The organism is Streptomyces sp. NPDC088554 (genome assembly GCF_044752945.1).
Taxonomy (GTDB): domain Bacteria; phylum Actinomycetota; class Actinomycetes; order Streptomycetales; family Streptomycetaceae; genus Streptomyces.
Map to the genome: position 1 here is coordinate 90,861 of NZ_JBIVMF010000001.1, position 17,919 is coordinate 108,779.

A 17,919-nucleotide genomic window follows, 5' to 3' on the forward strand; every position below is an offset into this window, starting at 1 on the left:
CGTACAACGATCACCCATAGTGCGGCGATTTCCCCTTGACAATACCTCCGGTGGTCGTTAGGGCACCTGGCGGGAGGGTGAAGGACGGTGCGGGCGCGCGACCGCCCGTGGGAGGATCGGTTTCGGCCTCCCGGGGAGCGCCGGCAACCCCGCCCTCTTCCGGGAAAACAGAGCCTCGGCGAGCCCTAGTGATCACAGGAGACACAGCACGATGCGTATCGGAGTTCTGACGGCGGGCGGCGACTGCCCCGGCTTGAACGCAGTGATCCGTTCGGTCGTGCACCGGGCCATGACCGGGCACGGGGACGAGGTCGTGGGCTTCGAGGACGGCTTCAAGGGGCTTCTCGACGGCCATTTCCGGCCGCTCGACCTCGACGCGGTCAGTGGCATCCTCGCCCGCGGCGGTACGATCCTCGGTTCGGCCAGGCTCGAACGCGGCCGGCTGCGCGAGGCCGCGGAGAACTGCGCCGAGCTGGCCCGCAGCTATGGCATCGACGCCCTGATCCCGATCGGCGGCGAGGGCACGCTGACGGCGGCGCGGCTGCTCTCCGACGCCGGGATGCCCGTTGTGGGCGTACCGAAGACGATCGACAACGACATCTACTCCACCGACCGTACGTTCGGATTCGATACCGCGGTGACGGTCGCCACCGAAGCCATCGACCGTCTCAAGACCACCGCCGAGTCCCACCAGCGCGTGATGGTCGTCGAGGTCATGGGGCGCCACGCGGGATGGATCGCGCTGGAGTCCGGGATGGCGGGCGGCGCGCACGGGATCTGTCTGCCCGAACGGCCCTTCGAGGTCGAGAGCCTGGTCAAGATGGTCGAGGAGCGTTTCTCGCGCGGCAAGAAGTTCGCCGTCATCTGCGTCGCCGAGGGCGCGCACCCCGCGCAGGGCTCCATGGAGTACGGCAAGGGCGAGATCGACCAGTTCGGCCACGAGCGCTTCCGGGGCATCGGCAACGTCCTCGCCGCCGAGCTGGAGCGCCGCATGGGCAAGGAGGCCCGCCCGGTCATCCTCGGCCATGTGCAGCGCGGCGGCACCCCCACGGCGTACGACCGCGTCCTCGCGACCCGCTTCGGCTGGCACGCGGTGGAGGCGGTCCACCGGGGCGAGTTCGGCCGGATGGCGGCGCTGCGGGGGACCAGGATCGAGATGGTCCCCCTGGCGGAGGCGGTCACGCAGCTGAAGACGGTGCCGGAGAGCCGGATGTTCGAGGCGGAGTCGGTGTTCTAGGGCCGGGAGGGGCACTGGTCCTGCTGGATCCGGCGTTCCTGAGCGGTCCACCGGGGCAGGGCGCTATCCCCACAGCTCCCAGAAGCGCCCCAGCACCTCTTCGGGGTCGGCGCCGGCCTGGTGTTCGGTGCGCAGCCGCTGGAGTACGGCCTCCAGCCTGGCCCGGTCCGAGGCGGGCGGCAGCAGTTTCACGGCCGGTTTGACGTACGACTGCCACCGTCCCGCCACGGCCGAGCGCAGCAGCGCGGTCAGCTCCTCGTCCCGGCCGGTGACGGTCGTCAGGGCGCGCGGGCCCAGTGAGAGGGCCGAGGCGAGGGCGGCGGTCTGGCGGTCGGTGGCGCGCCACCGACCGCCGGGCGACTCCTCCAGCCGCAGATACGCGGCGGTGTCCATATCGACGCGGCGGGCCAGCTCCGCGGGCTCCAGCCGACGCGCGACCCGGTGTTCGCGCAGGGTAGTGGGCTCGGCGAGCAGCTCCTCGTAGGAGCACCAGAGCACCCCGGCGAGCGCGGTGATCTCCCGGGCGGTGGGCGGGATGTAGCCGTACTCCCAGGCCACGACGGTGTCCGGGGCGATCGACAGGCCGTACTGGGCGCCCAGACCGTACGCGACGTGCACGGGGGCCATCCCCAGGGCCTCGCGCAGTCGGCGCGCGGCTGGGGCGTTGAAGGGCGGCGACGCAGTGTGCTCCACGGGCACACCGTAGCTCGTGATCGGTCCCCCTTGACCGACCCTTGACCGGTTATGGGCGGTGATGACCGGTACGTTCCTCAGCGTGTCGCCGGAATCCAGCGGTATTGCAACTCCGGGCGGCCGACCTGTCCGTACTGCGGACTGCGCGCCGCCCGCCCGTTGGTGACCAGGTGCTCCAGATAGCGGCGGGCCGTGATCCGTGAGATGCCGACCTCGGCCCCGGCCTCGGCGGCGGTCAGCCCGGTCACGGAGGCCCGCAGCGTCCGGGTCACCGCCTCCAGCGTCGGCGCGCTCAGCCCCTTCGGCAGAGAGGACGGCTGCGGGGCGCGCAGCGCGCCCAGCGCGCGGTCCACCTCCTCCTGACCGCTGGCCTCCCCGGCCGCCGCCCGGAACTCCGCGTACCGGGCGAGCCGGTCGCGCAGGGTGGCGAAGGTGAAGGGCTTCAGTACGTACTGGACGACGCCCAGCGACACCCCCTCCCGGACGACCGCCAGATCGCGCGCCGAGGTGACCGCGATGACATCCGCGTGGTGCCCGGCCGCGCGCAGGCTGCGCAGGAGCTGGAGCCCGTGGCCGTCCGGGAGATAGAGGTCGAGCAGGATCAGATCGATCTCCGTGCGTTCCAGCAGCCGGCCCGCCGCGCCCCGGGAGTGGGCCACCCCCGCCACCACGAAACCGGGCACCCGGCCCACGTACAGCTGATGCGCGTCCGCCGCGACGGGGTCGTCCTCGACGATCAGCACCCGGATCGCCGCCTCCGCCGGCCCGGCGCCGTTCATACGGTCACCTGCGCGTCGGCCGCTCTCGCCGACAGCGGCAGCCGAACGGTGAACTCGGCTCCACCCGAAGACTCCTGACTCTGCGTCAGCTCCACCGTCCCGTGCGCCCGGTGCACCGCCTGCCGTACCAGCGCCAGCCCCAGCCCGCGTCCGGGGCCCCTGGTCGACCAGCCCCGCCGGAACACCTCGTCCCGGTCGCCCGGGTCCACACCGGCCCCGGTGTCCCGTACCCCGAGCAGCAGCTCCCCGCCGTCCACCCGCGCGGTCACGGTGACCCGCGCGCCCTCGCCGCCCTGGGCCGCGTCCACCGCGTTGTCGATGAGGTTGCCCAGGATCGTCACCAGATCCCGGGCCGGGAGCGTCGAGGGCAGCACACCGTCGTCGATCAGGCTGTCCTCGGCGAGCACCAGCTCCACCCCGCGCTCGTTGGCCTGCGCCGCCTTGCCCAGCAGCAGCGCGGCGAGCACCGGTTCGCCGACCGCGCCGACCACCTTGTCGGTCAGTGCCTGGGCCAGCTCCAGCTCCGCCGTGGCGAACTCCACCGCCTGCTCCACACGCCCCAGCTCGATGAGCGACACGACGGTGTGCAGCCGGTTGGCCGCCTCGTGCGCCTGTGAGCGCAACGCCTGGGTGAAGCCGCGCTCCGAGTCCAACTCGCCGGACAGCGCCTGGAGTTCGGTGTGGTCGCGCAAGGTGACGACCGTACCGCGCTGATCCCCGCCGACCACCGGACGCGTATTGACCACCACGATCCGGTCGGCGGTCATATGCACCTCGTCGACCTGCGGCTCCGAGGCCAGCAGCGCCCCGGTGAGCGGCGCGGGCAGCCCCAGCTCGGCGACCGGCCTGCCCACCGCCGACCCGTCCAGCCCGAGCAGCCGCCGCCCACCGTCGTTGACCAGCGCGATCCTGTGCCGGCCGTCGAGCATCAGCAGCCCCTCGTGCACGGCGTGCAGCGCGGCCTGGTGGTAGTCGTGCATCGCGGACAGCTCGGCCGCGTTCATCCCGTGGGTGTGCCGCCGCAGCCTGGCGTTGATCACGTACGTACCGACCCCGCCCAGCGCCAGCGCCGCGCCCGCCGCCAGGGCCAGTAGCTTGACCTGCTGGGTCACCTCCGAGGAGATCCGGTCCACGGTGATCCCCACACTGACCAGCCCCGTGATCCCGGCGCCGTCCCTGACCGGGACCACCGCCCGGACCGAGGGGCCGAGCGTGCCGGTGTAGGTCTCGGTGAACGTATGCCCGCGCAGCGCCGGCCCCGTACGCCCGAGGAAGCGCATCCCGATCTGGTGCGGGTCGGGGTGGGTCCAGCGGATCCCCGCCGGGTTCATGATCGTGACGAAGTCGATCCCGGTGTCGCGCCGTACCCGCTCCGCGTACGGCTGGAGGGCCGCGCTCGGGTCCTCCGTACGGATCGCCTCCCGTACGGACGGGGAGTCGGCGAGCGCGTGTGCCGTGGCCAGAACCTGCTTCCGCGCGGTCTCCTCCGCGTGGGAGCGTCCGGTGACGTACGCGAAGACCGCGCATCCGGCGACAACGGCCGCGACCAGCACCACCTGCATCGCGAAGAGCTGGGCGGCAAGACTGCGGGGGCGGGGCAGCTTCATGAAACAAGAATGCCTGGCCGGATTCATATGAACGAAATGAACGTAAGGGTGACCGGTGTCACAGGCTGGTGGATAGTCCTCGGGACCCCCCGGTTCAGGGCGGGGGATGTGCAGGACGAGTCAAGGAGGACCCGTGGCCGCAAGGCGGGACCGTACCCACTACCTTTACATCGCGGTGATCGTAGCCGTCGCGCTCGGCATTCTGGTGGGCTTCACGGCTCCTGGTGTGGCCGTCGAACTGAAGCCGATCGGTACCGGCTTCGTGAACCTCATCAAGATGATGATCTCGCCGGTCATCTTCTGCACGATCGTGCTGGGTGTCGGTTCGGTCCGCAAGGCCGCCAAGGTCGGCGCGGTCGGCGGGCTCGCCCTCGGTTACTTCATGGCGATGTCGACCGTCGCGCTCGGCATCGGCCTGCTCGTCGGCAACATCATCAAGCCCGGCGACGGCATGCACATCTCCGAGGCCACCCGCACCGCGGGCGAGGCCCAGGCGGCGGGCGGCGGCGAGTCCACCACGGAGTTCCTGCTCTCCATCATCCCCAAGACGATGGTCTCCGCCTTCACCGAGGGCTCGGTCCTCCAGACCCTGATGATCGCCCTGCTGGCGGGCTTCGCGATCCAGGCGATGGGCTCGGCGGGCGACCCGATCATCCGGGGCATCGGACACATCCAGCGGCTGGTCTTCCGTATCCTCGGCATGATCATGTGGGCCGCGCCGGTCGGTGCCTTCGGCGCCATCGCGGCGGTCGTCGGGGAGACGGGCCTCGACGCCCTGAAGTCCCTCGCGATGATCATGATCGGGTTCTACATCACCTGCGCCCTCTTCGTCTTCCTCGTCCTCGGCGCGCTGCTGCGGCTGGTCGCGGGCATGAACATCTTCTCGCTGCTCAAGTACCTGGGCCGGGAGTTCCTGCTGATCCTCTCCACCTCCTCCTCCGAGTCGGCGCTGCCGCGCCTCATCGCGAAGATGGAGCACCTGGGTGTCAGCAAGCCCGTCGTCGGCATCACCGTGCCGACCGGCTACTCCTTCAACCTGGACGGCACCGCCATCTACCTGACGATGTCGTCCCTGTTCATCGCGGAGAGCATGGGCGACCCGCTCTCCATCGGTGAGCAGGTCTCGCTGCTGCTCTTCATGATCATCGCCTCGAAGGGCGCGGCGGGCGTCACCGGCGCGGGTCTGGCGACGCTGGCCGGCGGTCTCCAGTCGCACCGGCCCGAGCTGGTCGACGGCGTGGGCCTGATCGTCGGCATCGACCGCTTCATGAGCGAGGCGCGCGCCATGACGAACTTCGCGGGCAACGCGGTCGCGACGGTGCTGATCGGCACGTGGACCAAGGAGATCGACAAGGAGCGGGTCGGACAGGTGCTGGCGGGCCAGTTCCCGTTCGACGAGAAGACGCTGGTGGACGACGGCCACGGCGCCCCCGCCGCCGACGAGCCCGCCGACGCTCCGAAGGCCCCGAAGGGCCCGCTGGTGAAGTCGCAGGACGCCCCGGAGCGGCGCAGCGGCGACAAGAGCGAGGCCGGGGTCTGACACCCCCCTCCCTCCGCACCCCGGCCCTGCCGGACCGGCCCGCACGGAAAGCCCTCCGTGCGGGCCGGTCCGTTGTTGGTGGGCGGGTCGGTCCGCCCAGGTGGGCGGGAAGATCCGTTGCCGGTGGGAGGCGCGGAGGGTGTTGCTCGGTGGGGATACGATCGTATATATAGCCGTACGTCTGAGCCCTGCGGTCACTCCATGGTCGCCTCCGGTCGCTCTGCGGTTACTCGGCAAGGAGGTTCCACCATGACTTCCGCGATGCGTATGTTGACGGTGCTCCCCGGTGGCCGCGGCGACATGCTGATGAGAATGGCCCGCGATGTCCTCTTCGCCCAGGACGCCAGGATCGCCGAGGAGGGGGCCCCCGCGGAGAAGTTCTGGATCATCCACACGGGCACGGTCGCCCTCGATCTGGATGTGCCCGGCAGGCGCCGGGTGACGGTCGAGACGCTCGGCGTCGGGGATCTGCTCGGCTGGTCATGGCTGTTCCCGCCGCACAAATGGCACTTCGGGGCCGAGGCGTTCACTCCCGTACGGGCCCACGAGTTCGACGCGGCGGCGGTACGGTCGCTCTGCGAGGGCGATCCGGCGCTGGGGTTCGCGCTGACCCGCTCGGTCGCGCAGATCCTCGCCCGCAGGCTGGAGGCGGCCCGTACGAAACTGCTCGACCAGTACATGGTCCACGGCGGCTCCGGACTCGGCCTGTGATACGGGCCGTACGGGCTGTCCTCACCGCCACGGGGCCTTCACCGCCGCTGGGCCTTCACCGCCACTGGGGCGCCGAGCCGGTCGCGCGGGGCGCGGTGGCCTCGATCCGGTCCCTGATCCCGCGCATGACGGTCACGATCCGCCGCTCGTGCTCCTCCGTGAGGCGTACGGTCGGCACCGAGCAGCTGATCGCGTCGGTGGCGGGCGTGTCGTACCGCAGCGCGAAGCCGAACCCTGAGATCCCGGCGACCCCCTCCTCGCGGTCGATCGCGTAGCCGCGCTCCCGCACCCGGGCGAGATCCGCGGCGAGCGACGCGCGGTCGCGGTGGGTACGGTCCGTGAGCCGCCTCAGCGGCCCCTCGGGGAGCGGCGAGGCGTCCGGGTCGCGCTCGGCCAGCAGGGCCTTGCCGAGGGCCCCGGCGTGGGCGGGGAGGCGGCGGCCGACCCGGCTGAAGGTGCGCAGGTACTCATGGGACTCGCGGGTGGCGAGATAGACGACGTCGCAGCCGTCCAGCCGCGCCAGATGGATGGTCTCGCCCAGCGCGTCGGACGCCTCGTCGAGAAAGGGCCGGACGGCCAGGACGCGCGGATCGCTGTCCAGATAGCTGGTGCCGGCGAGCAGCGCCCGGATGCCGATGCCGTACAGCGAGCCGGTGACATCGGTGCGTACCCAGCCGCGGTCGATCAGGGTCTGGAGCAGCGCGTACATGCTGCTGCGCGGGACCTCCAACTCCTCGGCCAGCTCGCGCAGCCGGGCGGGGCGGTCGCCGCGCGCGGCGAGCAGCTCCAGCAGCTCCGTGGTACGGGCCGCCGACTTCACTTCGCGTACGCCCCCGGTGTCGGCCATGTCCCGGATCGTAGTTCCCGTTGGCCGGAGGTATTGACGGGCCCTGTCCATATGCCTAGCTTCTATCTTCATACGTAGACGTCATCTATATGGGGAGATCGCTTCCATGGTGTCCAAGAGCGCGGCGTCCCAGAACCGGGCGGCCGGGGAGCCGGAGTCCACGACCCCGGCGGCCGAAGCCCTGATCATCACCGAGGTACGGCTCACCCCGATCCTCGTCGCGGACCCGCCGCTCCTGAACACCCAGGGCGTCCACCAGCCGTACACACCCCGGCTGATCGTGGAGGTCGTCACGGCGGGCGGGGTGACCGGCGTCGGCGAGACCTACGGCGACACGAAGTACCTGGAGCTGGCCCGGCCCTTCGCCGAGCAGCTCCCCGGCCACAGCGTCACCGACCTCAACGGGCTGCAGGCCCTGGCCGACCGGCTCGCCGTCGACGACGCCCGGGTGGAGAACTCCGTGGACGTCGGCGGACTGCGCGGGGTGCAGACCGCCGGCAAGCTGCGGCTGTCGGTCGTCTCCGGCTTCGAGGTCGCGTGCCTCGACGCCTGGGGCCGGGCCGCCGGTCTCCCCGTACACGCGCTGCTCGGCGGCAAGGTCCGCGACCGCGTCGAGTACAGCGCCTACCTCTTCTACCGCTGGGCCGAACACCCGAACGGCGCGGGCGAGCCGGACGACTGGGCCGCCGCCATCGACCCGGCCGGAATCGTCGCCCAGGCCGAACGCTTCGCCCGCGACTACGGGTTCACCTCCTTCAAGCTCAAGGGCGGTGTGTACGAACCCGCCGAGGAGATCGCCGCCGTCCGCGCCCTCGCCGAACGCTTCCCCGGCCAACCGCTGCGCCTCGACCCCAACGGCGCCTGGTCGGTGGAGACTTCGTGCCGGGTCGCCGACGCTCTCCGGGACGTACTGGAGTATCTGGAGGACCCCACCAGCGGTACGCCGAACATGGCCGAGGTCGCGGGCAAGGCGGGCGTCCCGCTCGCCACCAACATGTGCGTCACCACCTTCGCCGAGATCCGCGAGGCGTTCGTCCGGGGCGCGGTCCAGGTCGTGCTGAGCGATCACCACTACTGGGGTGGGCTGCGCAACACCCGTGAACTCGCCGCGATCTGCCGCACGTTCGGCGTCGGGCTGTCCATGCACTCCAACACCCACCTCGGTATCAGCCTCGCCGCGATGACCCATGTCGCCGCCACCGTCCCCAACCTCGACTACGCCTGCGACAGCCACTACCCCTGGCAGACCGAGGACGTCATCACCGACGCCTCACGGGCGCGCCTCACCTTCACCGACGGCCGTCTCGACGTACCGGACGCACCCGGGCTCGGGGTCCAACTCGACCGCGAGCGGCTCGCGTCGCTCCACCAGCGCTGGCTGGACGACGACGGCGCGATGCGGGACCGGGACGACGCGGCGGCGATGCGGGTGGTCGACGCGGACTGGGTGGCGCCGCCGGTGCCGCGCTGGTAACGGCCCCCGCCCGGGGGCCGTCCACGACCCCCGGGCTCCACAACGTCCTGCCGGGGAGCCGCACATGGATGAGATCGCCGTCCGTTCCGCTGTGCACAAGATCTTCCGACGTGTGGTGCCACTGTTCTTCGTGATGTTCGTCGCGAACTACATCGACCGGGTCAACATCGGCTTCGCGCAGGACCAGTTACGCGTCGACGTCGGCCTGTCCGCCAGCGCCTTCGGCTTCGGCGCGGGGCTGTTCTTCATCGCGTACGCCCTCTTCGAAGTGCCCAGCAACATGATGCTGGAGCGGTTCGGCGCCAAGATCTGGCTCACCAGGATCATGATCACCTGGGGGCTGGTCGCCACCGCGATGGCCTTCGTCAACAGCGCCGAGATGTTCTACGTGCTGCGCTTCCTGCTCGGCGCCGCCGAGGCGGGGTTCTTCCCCGCCGTCATCTACTACTTCACGCGCTGGCTGCCCGACGCCGACCGGGGCCGCGCGACCGCGATCTTCCTGATGGGCTCGGGCACCGCCTCCGTCATCGCGGGACCGCTGTCGGGCGCGCTGCTGGAGATGCACGGCGTCGCCGGGCACCGCGGCTGGCAGTGGATGTTCTTCATCGAGGGCATCGCCTCCGTCGTGCTGGGCTTCGTCGTCTTCCGCTTCCTGGACTCCCGGGTCGAGGACGCCGACTGGCTCACGGACACCGAGAAAGCGGCCCTGACCAGGGCCGTCGACGCCGAACAGGCGACCCGCGCCGGCGAGCGCGGCACGGCGGGGGTCTCCCGGTGGAAGCTGCTCGCGGACCGGCAGATGCTGCTCTTCTGCTGGCTGTACTTCTCGATCTCGCTGGCGCTGTACGCGGTGACCTTCTGGCTGCCCAGCCTGGTGAGCGACATCGGCGGGCTGTCGGAGTTCGAGGTCGGGCTGCTCGTCGCGGTGCCGTGGCTGTGCGCGATCGGCGCGGTGTACGTCGCGGGGCGCGCCTCCGACCGTACGGGAAAACGCCGCCCGTTCCTGGTCGCGGCCCTGCTCACCGGGGCGGTCGGCACCTTTCTGGCCACCGTCGTCCCGCCCTGGCCGGGGCTGGGGGCGCTGTGCGTCGCGGCGATGGGTTTCAAGACGGCGTCCCCGATCTTCTGGACCATCCCGCAGAGCTATCTGGACGCGCGGGTCGCGGCCCCGGCCATCGCGCTCGTCAACTCCATCGGCAACCTCGGCGGCTTCGTCTCGCCCACGGTCTTCGGCGTCCTGGAGGACACGACGGGCTCCACCGAGGGCGGGCTGATCGGGCTGTCGGTGGTCGGGGTCATCGCGGCGGTGACGGTGGCGCTGGTGAAGGGCGGCGGCCGCAACGAACGGCGGCAGGCGGCCGTACCGCACCCGGCGAAGCCGACGGCGGGGGCGTGAGGCGGCGGCTGCCGGTACTCGTACCCGTACTCCTCCGGGATTTCTCCGTACAGCCGTACGGGTACGAGTACGGACGCCGCCGCCCCCCGGGTGCTACCAGGCCACCGGCAGCTCGTGCGGGAAGCGCCGGATGGTGCGGGTGTCCCAGCGGATCTCCTCGGCGGGCACCGCCAGCCGCAGCGCGGGGAAGCGGGTCAGCAGCCCGCCGATCGCGGCCTCCAGCTCCGCCATCGCCAGCGGGACGGCGATACAGCGGTGGCCGCCCCAGCCGAAGGTCATGTGCGGGGTGGCGGGGCGGTCGGGATCGATGGTGTGCGGGTCGGGGAAGTGGGCCGGGTCGCGGTTGGCGGCCAGATACGACACGTGCACGAAGTCACCGGCGCTGATGCGCACCCCCGCGATCTCGGTGTCCTCGGTGGCGACCCGGGGGATCCCGACACCGTTGCGGAAGGGGATGTGGCGCAGCAGCTCGTCCAGGGTCCGGGTCAGCGACGCCGGGTCCCGCCGCAGCCGGTCCGCGAGTTCGGGCCGGGTGAGCAGGGCGTAGGAGATGTCGCTGATCTCGCAGGCCGCCGTGTCGTTCCCGCTGAGCATCAGGGTCTCCGCCATGACGGCCAGCTCCTGGTCGTCCAGGGCGTCGTCGCCCTCCCTGGCGGCGGCCAGCAGGGAGAGCAGATCCTCCCCGGGGTGGCGCCGCCGCTCGGCGGTCAGCTCGCGGAAATAGTCGATGACCCCCGTCTTCGCGTCCGCCGCGGCCTTCCGGTCCGGGTCGGTGGACAGCATCCGCAGCGCGTCGTGCTGGAGCCGGTCGCGGTCGGCGGCCGGGACGCCCAGCAGCTCGCAGATGGTGTGCTGGGGGAGCCGGTCCGCCAGGTGGGCGACCAGATCGGCGGGCGGCCCGTGCTGGGCCATCGTGTCGAGGAGCTCCGCGACGATCCGGTCGATGGCGGGCCGCATCCGGTCCACGTTCCGCTTGGTGAACACCTGGGAGACCAGTCGGCGCAGCCTGCTGATGCGGGGCGGGTCCAGCACATTGATCGACTCCGGGGAGAAGATCGGCTCCGGGGTCATCCGGGGGAAGTCCCGGCCGATGATCGCCGCGCGGCTGAACACGCGGTCGGTGGTCACCTGTCGCACCGCGTCGAACCCGGTGACCAGCCAGGCGTCCGCGTCGCCGTGGGCCAGCCGGATCCGGGTCACGGGTCCCCGGGACATCAGGCCGGCGAGCACGGGATCGAAGTCCAGGGCCTGGTTGAAGTCGAACGGGCAGGTGGGGGGAGGGCCGGTCGTGGTCTCGGCCTTGGCCTCGATCCCTGTCATAAGGGGTGCTCCAGATGTCGGTTCCTCGCGGGTGGGACATGCGAAGGGATGGATACCTCCCTGTTTTGGGGTGTATGCGCGAAGCGCGGCAAACGAGTGCCGCGCGCGGGCCGTGATCGAGCGAGCCCATCGACAACTCAAGGTTGACGATTCGGGAATCGTCAACTTATGGTTGACGCATGGAGAACCCCACGCGGATGACCGGTCCGGTACGCCTCGACGACCTGATCGAGGCCATCAAGAAGGTCCATACCGATACTCTCGAACAGCTCTCCGATGCGGTTATCGCCGCAGATCACCTGGGTGAGGTGGCCGACCACCTCATCGGTCATTTCGTCGACCGGGCCCGCCGATCCGGCGCCTCCTGGACGGAGATCGGCCGCAGTATGGGTGTCACCAAGCAGGCCGCCCAGAAGCGGTTCGTCCCCAAGGACTCGGGCGCCGCGGTGGACCTCGACGCGAGCCAGGGGTTCAGCCGCTTCACCCCACGGGCGCGCAATGTCGTCATCGCCGCGCAGAACGAGGCCCGCGCGGCCGGCGGCGCGGAGATCGGCCCCGGACACCTCGCGCTCGGCCTCCTGAGCGAGCCCGAGGGACTCGCCGCGCTGGCCGTCGCCGCGCAGGGCGTCGCGCCGGAGACCTTCCGGCGGACCGTGACCGGCGCGCTGCCCCCGGCGGCCGACCGGGTCCCGGATCTGATCCCGTACGACACGCAGGGGAAGAAGGCTCTGGAGCTCACCTTCCGGGAGGCCCTGCGGCTGGGGCACCACTACATCGGTACGGAGCACATCCTGCTGGCCCTGCTGGAGCTTGAGGACGGCAAGGGTGTGCTCTCGGGCCTCGGCATCGGCAAGGCCGCGACCGAGAGCCACTTGGCGGCGCTGCTGCTGGCGGCCGCCGCGGAGACCACCGCGGAGTGAGCCCGGTGAGGCGGGGGACGGGGGTCACCCCCGCTGAAGGATCTCCATGGCCAGCGCCTCCGGGTACTTCCAGGTCCCCGAGGTGGAGAGGACCTCGCGGGCGGCGGAGGCGGGGCTGTTGTCCGGGGCGTTGACGGCCTTCTCGTACAGCTCCTTCGTGTCGTTGTCGAAATAGGAGCTGTACGAGATGTCGTCCTCGTCGCCGCCCGTCTTCCAGCCGCCGATGACCCCGATGATTCCCCACCCCGTCATCCGACGCACCAGAAAAGGCCCGCCCGAGGAACCGCCGGAATAGGCGGCGCACTTGATTTTGAGGAAGCTGCCCGGGATATCCGGATCGGGGCTGTCGAACCGTACCGTCCGGTCCGTGCAGTCGAGCGGGTGCTGCTGGTTGTCCGGATAGCCGATGAGGCGTACGGGATCGTGCTCGTACCCCGAGTTGACCATCAACTCGGCGCCGCCCAGGGCATCCTGGATGTTCACCCCGTCGCGCGGATTCAGCCGGAGGAAGACGAAATCGAGATCGGCGGCGGTGTCCTGGCCTTTGACGAGATACCGGTTGTCGATGAAAATCCCGTTCCGCTGGACGGAATAGGACCCATAGGGTTTCTTTCCGTCGTCGTACTGCGGAACGAAAGCGAGATTCGTCCCGGTCATCTTCCCCTCGAAACAGTGCCCCGCGCTGACGACGAGGTCCCTCCCCGGGCTGTCGACCACCGTGCCGCCGCAGGAATGCCCCGACCCGGACGCGTCGCTCCAGAAGAACGTCCCCACGATCGGCAGCCCCGCGAACGGCTTGCTGGGCGAGGGCGCGGGCGTACGGTCACGATCCCCGCCCCCCTCGACCGGCTCGGCGGCCCGCATCCGGGCGGCGGTCCAGTACGCGTCGGAGGCGGTCCTGTCATGCGCCCCGGAAGCGGCCGGCCGAGCCGCACCCGGAGGGGGCGCGGTGGCCTGCGCGGAGGTGAGCGGCAGAAGAAGAAGCAGAGCGCAGCCCACCAGAAGGGCCGGTGTTCCGACGTTTCGCATGACGGCTTCCCCACGCTGGTGCGAACTGGTGCGATCCCCCCGGTAAGCGAACCCGATCATACGTCCGGGACGCGCGGGACAGCAGGGGGTGAACCCCCACAACAGCCGCAATGACGAACGTCACGCGCGGGGCACGCGGTCCGGACACGCTCCGCCGCCCGGACCGACCGGCCAGGAGCGGGGGCTACTGGAAATCGGCGCTCACCCAGTCGAAGCTACCTCGGAGAGGAAGTCCTCACGTCGTAGCGCGTGGTGCCAGGCGGCGTCCCTGATCCGGCAGTACCGCACGATGTGTGCCGGGTCCTCTACCAGCTCGGACCCGAGGTACTCGTCCTCGTCGTCGAAGTGCAGCAGCAGCGCACGGCGTGAGTCGAAGAGCCAGAAGTCCTCCTCCGGCAGCCCGAGAGCCTCGGCCCGGGGGCGCCACAGGTTGCGGATGTCCTCGCCCGCCGCGTTGTTGGTGGCCGCGGCCGCGAGCAGGAACAACTGCCCCTGGGTGGGCGGGCGATCGACGATACGGACTCGTTCGACGCGCTTGCCCAGGCCGGTCTGGACCCGGATGTTGGCACCCCGGGGCCGGTCGCTGTCGTCGGGCAGGGTCTCCCGCGCGAGGAAGCGGGCGTACTTCGCTCCGGCGCGGTCGGACGCGTACCCGCGCCGGGTCTCCAGCCGCCAGGCGGTGTGCTCGAACTCGGTGAAGTAGTCCGCGAATGCGGTGTCATCGATGAACTTCGGCACGTGGCCTACTCCTTGGTGGTGAAGCGGGTGGACGGCAGGAGTCTCGCGGCGAGACCGCGGAGAGGTCATCGGACAGTACGAGACCGGGGTGGGCGGTGGCGGTGGGCGAGCACGGAGCGCCCGGCAGAAAGGTCATGATCTCGGCGCGCCGGCGACGCCATTCGCCCTCTGCCCATTCGAGTACGCCGAGTACCTGCGGCTTCGGAATCCCTCGTACGTCGTTGGCCTCCATGTTCCCTGTCCAGCCATCGCCCCGCGCCCATGGGATCTGCTCGGATACCACGCGTAGCCACCGGCGGCCTGACGCGCTGTTCACCCGTGTGCCAATGGAGCGGTCACGCCAGCCGAAGACGGGCTGCCCGGCGATGGTGACGCCGAAGTGTGCGGCGGCCCGGTCCAGGTTCTGGCCCATCCAGACGCGGAAGCGGCGGTCGGCCTCGCGGGTGCCGTGTTCCGTGGCGGCAGGTTCTGCGGCCTCGGGCTCTCCGGCGCCCGTTATTGAGTGATGTGACGCAGGTAGGCGGCCGGGTTGTTCAGATAGCGGCGCCAGTGATCGACGAGTTCGAGCTCCTCCCACCTCACCCGCCGGAACCCCTCGGCGCCGCATTCGATGATGTCCGCGCTCTCCAGGAGCTGGGCGACGGAGGGCATGGTGAAGGGCCACTGGCCCCGCTCTGTACGGTCGGGGGCCAGCGCTTCCGGTACGAACACCAGGTCGACGAACACGGAACTCCTCGTCGTAATTCGGCGTGCCCTAACCTATGGTCACCCGTGCGGGCCGAGGCGGCCGACCGGCCAGGACCGGGCCGGGTCGTCAAGCCAGGCATGCTGCTCCGCCCTTCCCGTACGACTCGCCTCGACCGTCAGCCCGAAACGTTCGAACCCGGGCCTGCCGTGCCGGTCCCACCAGCCGAAGGCGTCCTCGACCTCGTCCCACAGCCGGCGCGCCCCGGACTGCACGACCTCGAACTCCCCGCCACCACGGGGCACATGGTCGGCGGTGGCCCAGGACGCGGTGTCGTCGGCGTACAGCCACAGGGTGTACGCGCCGCCCTCGTACCGCTCCGCCCGCCAGAAGATCCCGGGCACCCGGAGCCCGATGGCGAACTGGGCGATCCAGCTGCCGGTGTCGGCGGGGGAGAGGGCGGTGGTGCGCCGCTCCCCGTCGGCGGGCCACCGCCGCCCCTTCAGATACGCGGCGAACGGTGGCCGGGCCGCGCGGTGTTGCCGTAACCGCATGAACGCGGAGGAGCGGCTGAACGGACCGCTCGCCACCCCACCCTCGACCCGCAGGCGCACGATCGCCTCGCCGCCGTACCCCGTCCCCCAGGGAGCCACGATCACCGCGCCGTCCTCCGCCTGGACGAGCCATTCCCCCGGCACCTCCCGGACCGAGCAGGTGGCGACGATCCGGCTGTACGGTGCCCCGGTGCCGCACCCGAGACGTCCGTCACCGACCACCACGGCCGGGCTCAGCCCCGCCCGACGCAGGTTTCCGACGGCGGTACGGGCGACGCCCGCGTCGTACTCGACACTGACCACGTTCCCGCCGCCGAGCCGATGGGCGAGCCGCCCGGCGTTCCATCCCGTGCCGGTGCCCACCTCCAACACCCTGCCACCCGCGCGCATACCGGCGACATCGAGGTCCGCGAGCATGGCACACACCATGCGAGGCATGGAGCTGGAACTGCTCGGCGTGGTCCCGAGGCCATCGCCCCGGTGGGCCCCGTCGTCCCACTGCGTTGTCAGCGGAATGTCGGAATACACCGCCGCCCGCCACGCCCCGGGATCATCGACGCGGGACACGAGAGCCCCCTGCCGGGTCCCGTCCGTGATCCCGGGCCAGATCCTGTCGGGCACGAACAACTCCCGGGGAACCGAAGCGAACGCGGACAGCCAGTCCGTCGTCAACGCCCCCGCCTCGACCAGCGCGGAGGCGAGCCCCTGGGGACCCGCCTCCTCCCTGCGCGATTCCATCGGTCGCTCTGCCCCGCCCCTACTTACCGGTCGCAGGACCGGAACCGTCGCTGGTGTTCCCGCCCTCGTCGGACCCGCCCCCACCGTGCCCCGCGCCGCTGTTCGAGTCGTCCTGCTGACTACCGCCCTGACCGCTGCCGGTGCCGCCGCTGTGCTGTCCACCCATGTCGGGCTCCTCCGCGTTTCTTGCGTGGTTGTGTGCGTCGCACGCTAGAAGCCGCGCAACGGGGGCCGCCAGGCGATTGCGGGCGATTGCGAACGGGGTAACCCGTGCGGATGAATCATCTGAGAGAGGCGCGGGCGCGGGCGATGAGACGGTGAGCCCGGGGGCCGTACACAGCGCTCTCGTTGAGCAGATCCCACACGTGTCCGTACAGCGCGACATCGTCGGCCCCTTCGAGCCGGTGCTCGGTGTCGATGGTCTCGACGACGACCCGCTTCTCGTCGAAGATCCAGAATCCGTGCTTCGGGGTGAGCTTCAACGGCACCCCGAACGCCACAACGCCGAGGTAGACGTTGCCCATGCCGATCAGTCCGACGAGCCGGTCGAGCTGTCCTGCCATCACTTCCCGGGGGCAGGGCAAGGCGTGCAGCGCGCCCTCCCAGAGCAGCACACGGAAGGCTCTGCCCGGCTCGTACAGCACTTCCTGACGCTTCATCCGGGCCCGCACGGCCTCTTCGGTGTCGCGCGGGGTCCGCATCAACTCGGCGTTGTGGAGCAGCAGATGATGTGCGTACTCGGGGGTCTGGAACAGGCCCGGTACGACGGTGGCCTCATAACCACGCACCACGGTCGTGGCCCGGTATTCAGCGACGTACTTCTCCTGCACACCGCGATGGCCGACGGCGAGTTGCCGACGCCAGGAACGCTGCTGCGACTCCAGCCCGCGTAACCGGCTCCTGAGATCCGCGGCCTCCGCCGGGTCGCCGACAGCCCGCGCCCACGCGTCGAGGTCGTCCGCGCTCGCGGTCTGCTTGCCGTTCTCCAGCCGGGACACTTTGGACCGCTGCCAGCCGAGCCGCTCGGCGATGCCTTTGCCGTCGAGTCCGGCCTCGGTACGCAGCTCACGCAGCCGCGCACCGAGGGCGACCCGCCCGGCCTGGAAATCGGTGGTCACGGACCAGACGCTACGCCCACCCGGAACTCCCGCGTGGCCACCGCGTGATGCCACGCCGCATCACGGGTCCGGCAGGCCCGCACCACACTCTCGGCGTCATCGAGGATCTGCACCCCGAGTGTCGTTCCCTCCTCGTCGATCGTGAACTTCACGACTGTCCGGGAGTCGAACAGCCAGAAATCGAAGTCCGGCAGCCCGAGCCGTACGGCGTCGGCCCGGAACAGGTTACGGATGTCCTCACCTGCGGCGACATTACCGAGCCCCGAGTCGAGAAGGAACCGCTGTCCCTCGGTCGGCGGATCGTCCACAAGCCGCACGCGTTCGAACCGTTTCCCCCGCCCGGTCTGTTCTGTCACGTTCGTGCGCCAGGAGTCGGCGGGGCCGGCTGTGATGTCCGAACCTGCCTTCCAGGACTGCCACTTGGTGCTCGCGCGATCCGTGGCGTATGACCGCTGGGTCTCCAGCCGCCAGGCGGTGTGCTCGAACTCGGTGAAGAGGTAGGTGATTTCCTCGAACGGAATCAAAGGGGTCAC

17 protein-coding genes and 1 pseudogene are annotated in these 17,919 nt (G+C 70.5%); 6 read left to right on the plus strand and 12 right to left on the minus strand.

Annotated features, from left to right (window positions below; translation table 11 throughout):
• Positions 1-211 precede the first annotated feature (211 nt).
• A complete protein-coding gene (locus tag ACIP8W_RS00435; RefSeq protein WP_401946395.1) occupies positions 212-1,237 on the plus strand; it encodes an ATP-dependent 6-phosphofructokinase in 1,026 nt (341 codons plus the stop codon).
• Between the two features lie 63 nt (positions 1,238-1,300).
• On the opposite strand, the gene ACIP8W_RS00440 is transcribed toward ACIP8W_RS00435, so the two are convergent.
• The 3 genes from ACIP8W_RS00440 to ACIP8W_RS00450 are packed head-to-tail and all read right to left on the minus strand — an operon-like array spanning position 1,301 to position 4,316.
• Entirely contained in the window at positions 1,301-1,951 is a 651-nt protein-coding gene (locus tag ACIP8W_RS00440; RefSeq protein ID WP_401947388.1) for a helix-turn-helix domain-containing protein, read from the minus strand.
• A gap of 56 nt (positions 1,952-2,007) precedes the next feature.
• The gene (locus ACIP8W_RS00445; protein WP_401946393.1) at positions 2,008-2,709 is read right to left on the minus strand and encodes a response regulator; all 702 of its coding nucleotides are present in this window, start codon (positions 2,707-2,709) and stop codon (positions 2,008-2,010) included.
• Positions 2,706-4,316, minus strand: a complete 1,611-nt coding sequence (locus ACIP8W_RS00450) for an ATP-binding protein (RefSeq protein WP_401946391.1) — start codon at positions 4,314-4,316, stop codon at positions 2,706-2,708. The genes ACIP8W_RS00445 and ACIP8W_RS00450 overlap by 4 nt, the downstream gene beginning before the upstream one ends.
• Positions 4,317-4,422: 106 nt before the next feature.
• On the opposite strand from ACIP8W_RS00450, the gene ACIP8W_RS00455 reads away from it, so the two are divergent.
• Positions 4,423-5,856, plus strand: coding sequence for a cation:dicarboxylate symporter family transporter (locus tag ACIP8W_RS00455; protein WP_401946388.1), 1,434 nt, complete (start codon positions 4,423-4,425; stop codon positions 5,854-5,856).
• A 249-nt stretch (positions 5,857-6,105) separates the two neighbouring features.
• Positions 6,106-6,567 carry a cyclic nucleotide-binding domain-containing protein gene (locus ACIP8W_RS00460; protein WP_401946386.1) on the plus strand — a complete coding sequence of 154 codons (462 nt, stop codon included), beginning with the start codon at positions 6,106-6,108 and terminating at the stop codon, positions 6,565-6,567.
• Between the two features lie 55 nt (positions 6,568-6,622).
• Here the strand turns inward: ACIP8W_RS00460 and ACIP8W_RS00465 are convergent, their stop codons facing one another.
• Positions 6,623-7,414: an IclR family transcriptional regulator gene (locus ACIP8W_RS00465; protein ID WP_401946383.1), complete on the minus strand. Its 792-nt coding sequence runs from the start codon at positions 7,412-7,414 to the stop codon at positions 6,623-6,625.
• Between the two features lie 106 nt (positions 7,415-7,520).
• On the opposite strand from ACIP8W_RS00465, the gene ACIP8W_RS00470 reads away from it, so the two are divergent.
• Positions 7,521-8,888: a glucarate dehydratase family protein gene (locus ACIP8W_RS00470; RefSeq protein ID WP_402147839.1), complete on the plus strand. Its 1,368-nt coding sequence runs from the start codon at positions 7,521-7,523 to the stop codon at positions 8,886-8,888.
• 64 nt (positions 8,889-8,952) lie between these two features.
• The gene (locus tag ACIP8W_RS00475) at positions 8,953-10,284 is read left to right on the plus strand and encodes an MFS transporter (RefSeq protein ID WP_401946377.1); all 1,332 of its coding nucleotides are present in this window, start codon (positions 8,953-8,955) and stop codon (positions 10,282-10,284) included.
• 93 nt (positions 10,285-10,377) lie between these two features.
• On the opposite strand, the gene ACIP8W_RS00480 is transcribed toward ACIP8W_RS00475, so the two are convergent.
• Positions 10,378-11,604 (minus strand): cytochrome P450, encoded by a 1,227-nt coding sequence (locus ACIP8W_RS00480; protein WP_401946374.1) that lies wholly within the window; start codon positions 11,602-11,604, stop codon positions 10,378-10,380.
• A 179-nt stretch (positions 11,605-11,783) separates the two neighbouring features.
• Between ACIP8W_RS00480 and ACIP8W_RS00485 the strand changes: the two genes are divergently transcribed.
• Positions 11,784-12,524 carry a Clp protease N-terminal domain-containing protein gene (locus ACIP8W_RS00485; RefSeq protein WP_401946371.1) on the plus strand — a complete coding sequence of 247 codons (741 nt, stop codon included), beginning with the start codon at positions 11,784-11,786 and terminating at the stop codon, positions 12,522-12,524.
• A 24-nt stretch (positions 12,525-12,548) separates the two neighbouring features.
• Here ACIP8W_RS00485 and ACIP8W_RS00490 read toward each other — a convergent pair whose 3' ends face one another.
• From ACIP8W_RS00490 to ACIP8W_RS00520, 7 genes and pseudogenes are all read right to left on the minus strand, one after another.
• On the minus strand, positions 12,549-13,553 hold the full coding sequence (locus tag ACIP8W_RS00490; RefSeq protein ID WP_401946369.1) for a trypsin-like serine peptidase: 1,005 nt from the start codon (positions 13,551-13,553) through the stop codon (positions 12,549-12,551).
• Positions 13,554-13,754: 201 nt separating this feature from the next.
• Positions 13,755-14,291 (minus strand): DUF6879 family protein, encoded by a 537-nt coding sequence (locus ACIP8W_RS00495; protein ID WP_401946367.1) that lies wholly within the window; start codon positions 14,289-14,291, stop codon positions 13,755-13,757.
• A 495-nt stretch (positions 14,292-14,786) separates the two neighbouring features.
• A pseudogene (locus ACIP8W_RS00500) lies at positions 14,787-14,921 on the minus strand (ABC transporter); the annotation flags it as partial.
• Between the two features lie 135 nt (positions 14,922-15,056).
• A complete protein-coding gene (locus ACIP8W_RS00505; RefSeq protein WP_402201479.1) occupies positions 15,057-16,268 on the minus strand; it encodes a protein-L-isoaspartate(D-aspartate) O-methyltransferase in 1,212 nt (403 codons plus the stop codon).
• A 19-nt stretch (positions 16,269-16,287) separates the two neighbouring features.
• Positions 16,288-16,434, minus strand: coding sequence for a hypothetical protein (locus ACIP8W_RS00510; RefSeq protein ID WP_401946361.1), 147 nt, complete (start codon positions 16,432-16,434; stop codon positions 16,288-16,290).
• 115 nt (positions 16,435-16,549) lie between these two features.
• The gene (locus ACIP8W_RS00515; RefSeq protein ID WP_401946359.1) at positions 16,550-17,386 is read right to left on the minus strand and encodes a helix-turn-helix domain-containing protein; all 837 of its coding nucleotides are present in this window, start codon (positions 17,384-17,386) and stop codon (positions 16,550-16,552) included.
• Positions 17,383-17,919, minus strand: coding sequence for a DUF6879 family protein (locus ACIP8W_RS00520; RefSeq protein ID WP_401946357.1), 537 nt, complete (start codon positions 17,917-17,919; stop codon positions 17,383-17,385). Before ACIP8W_RS00520 ends, ACIP8W_RS00515 begins: the two co-directional genes overlap by 4 nt.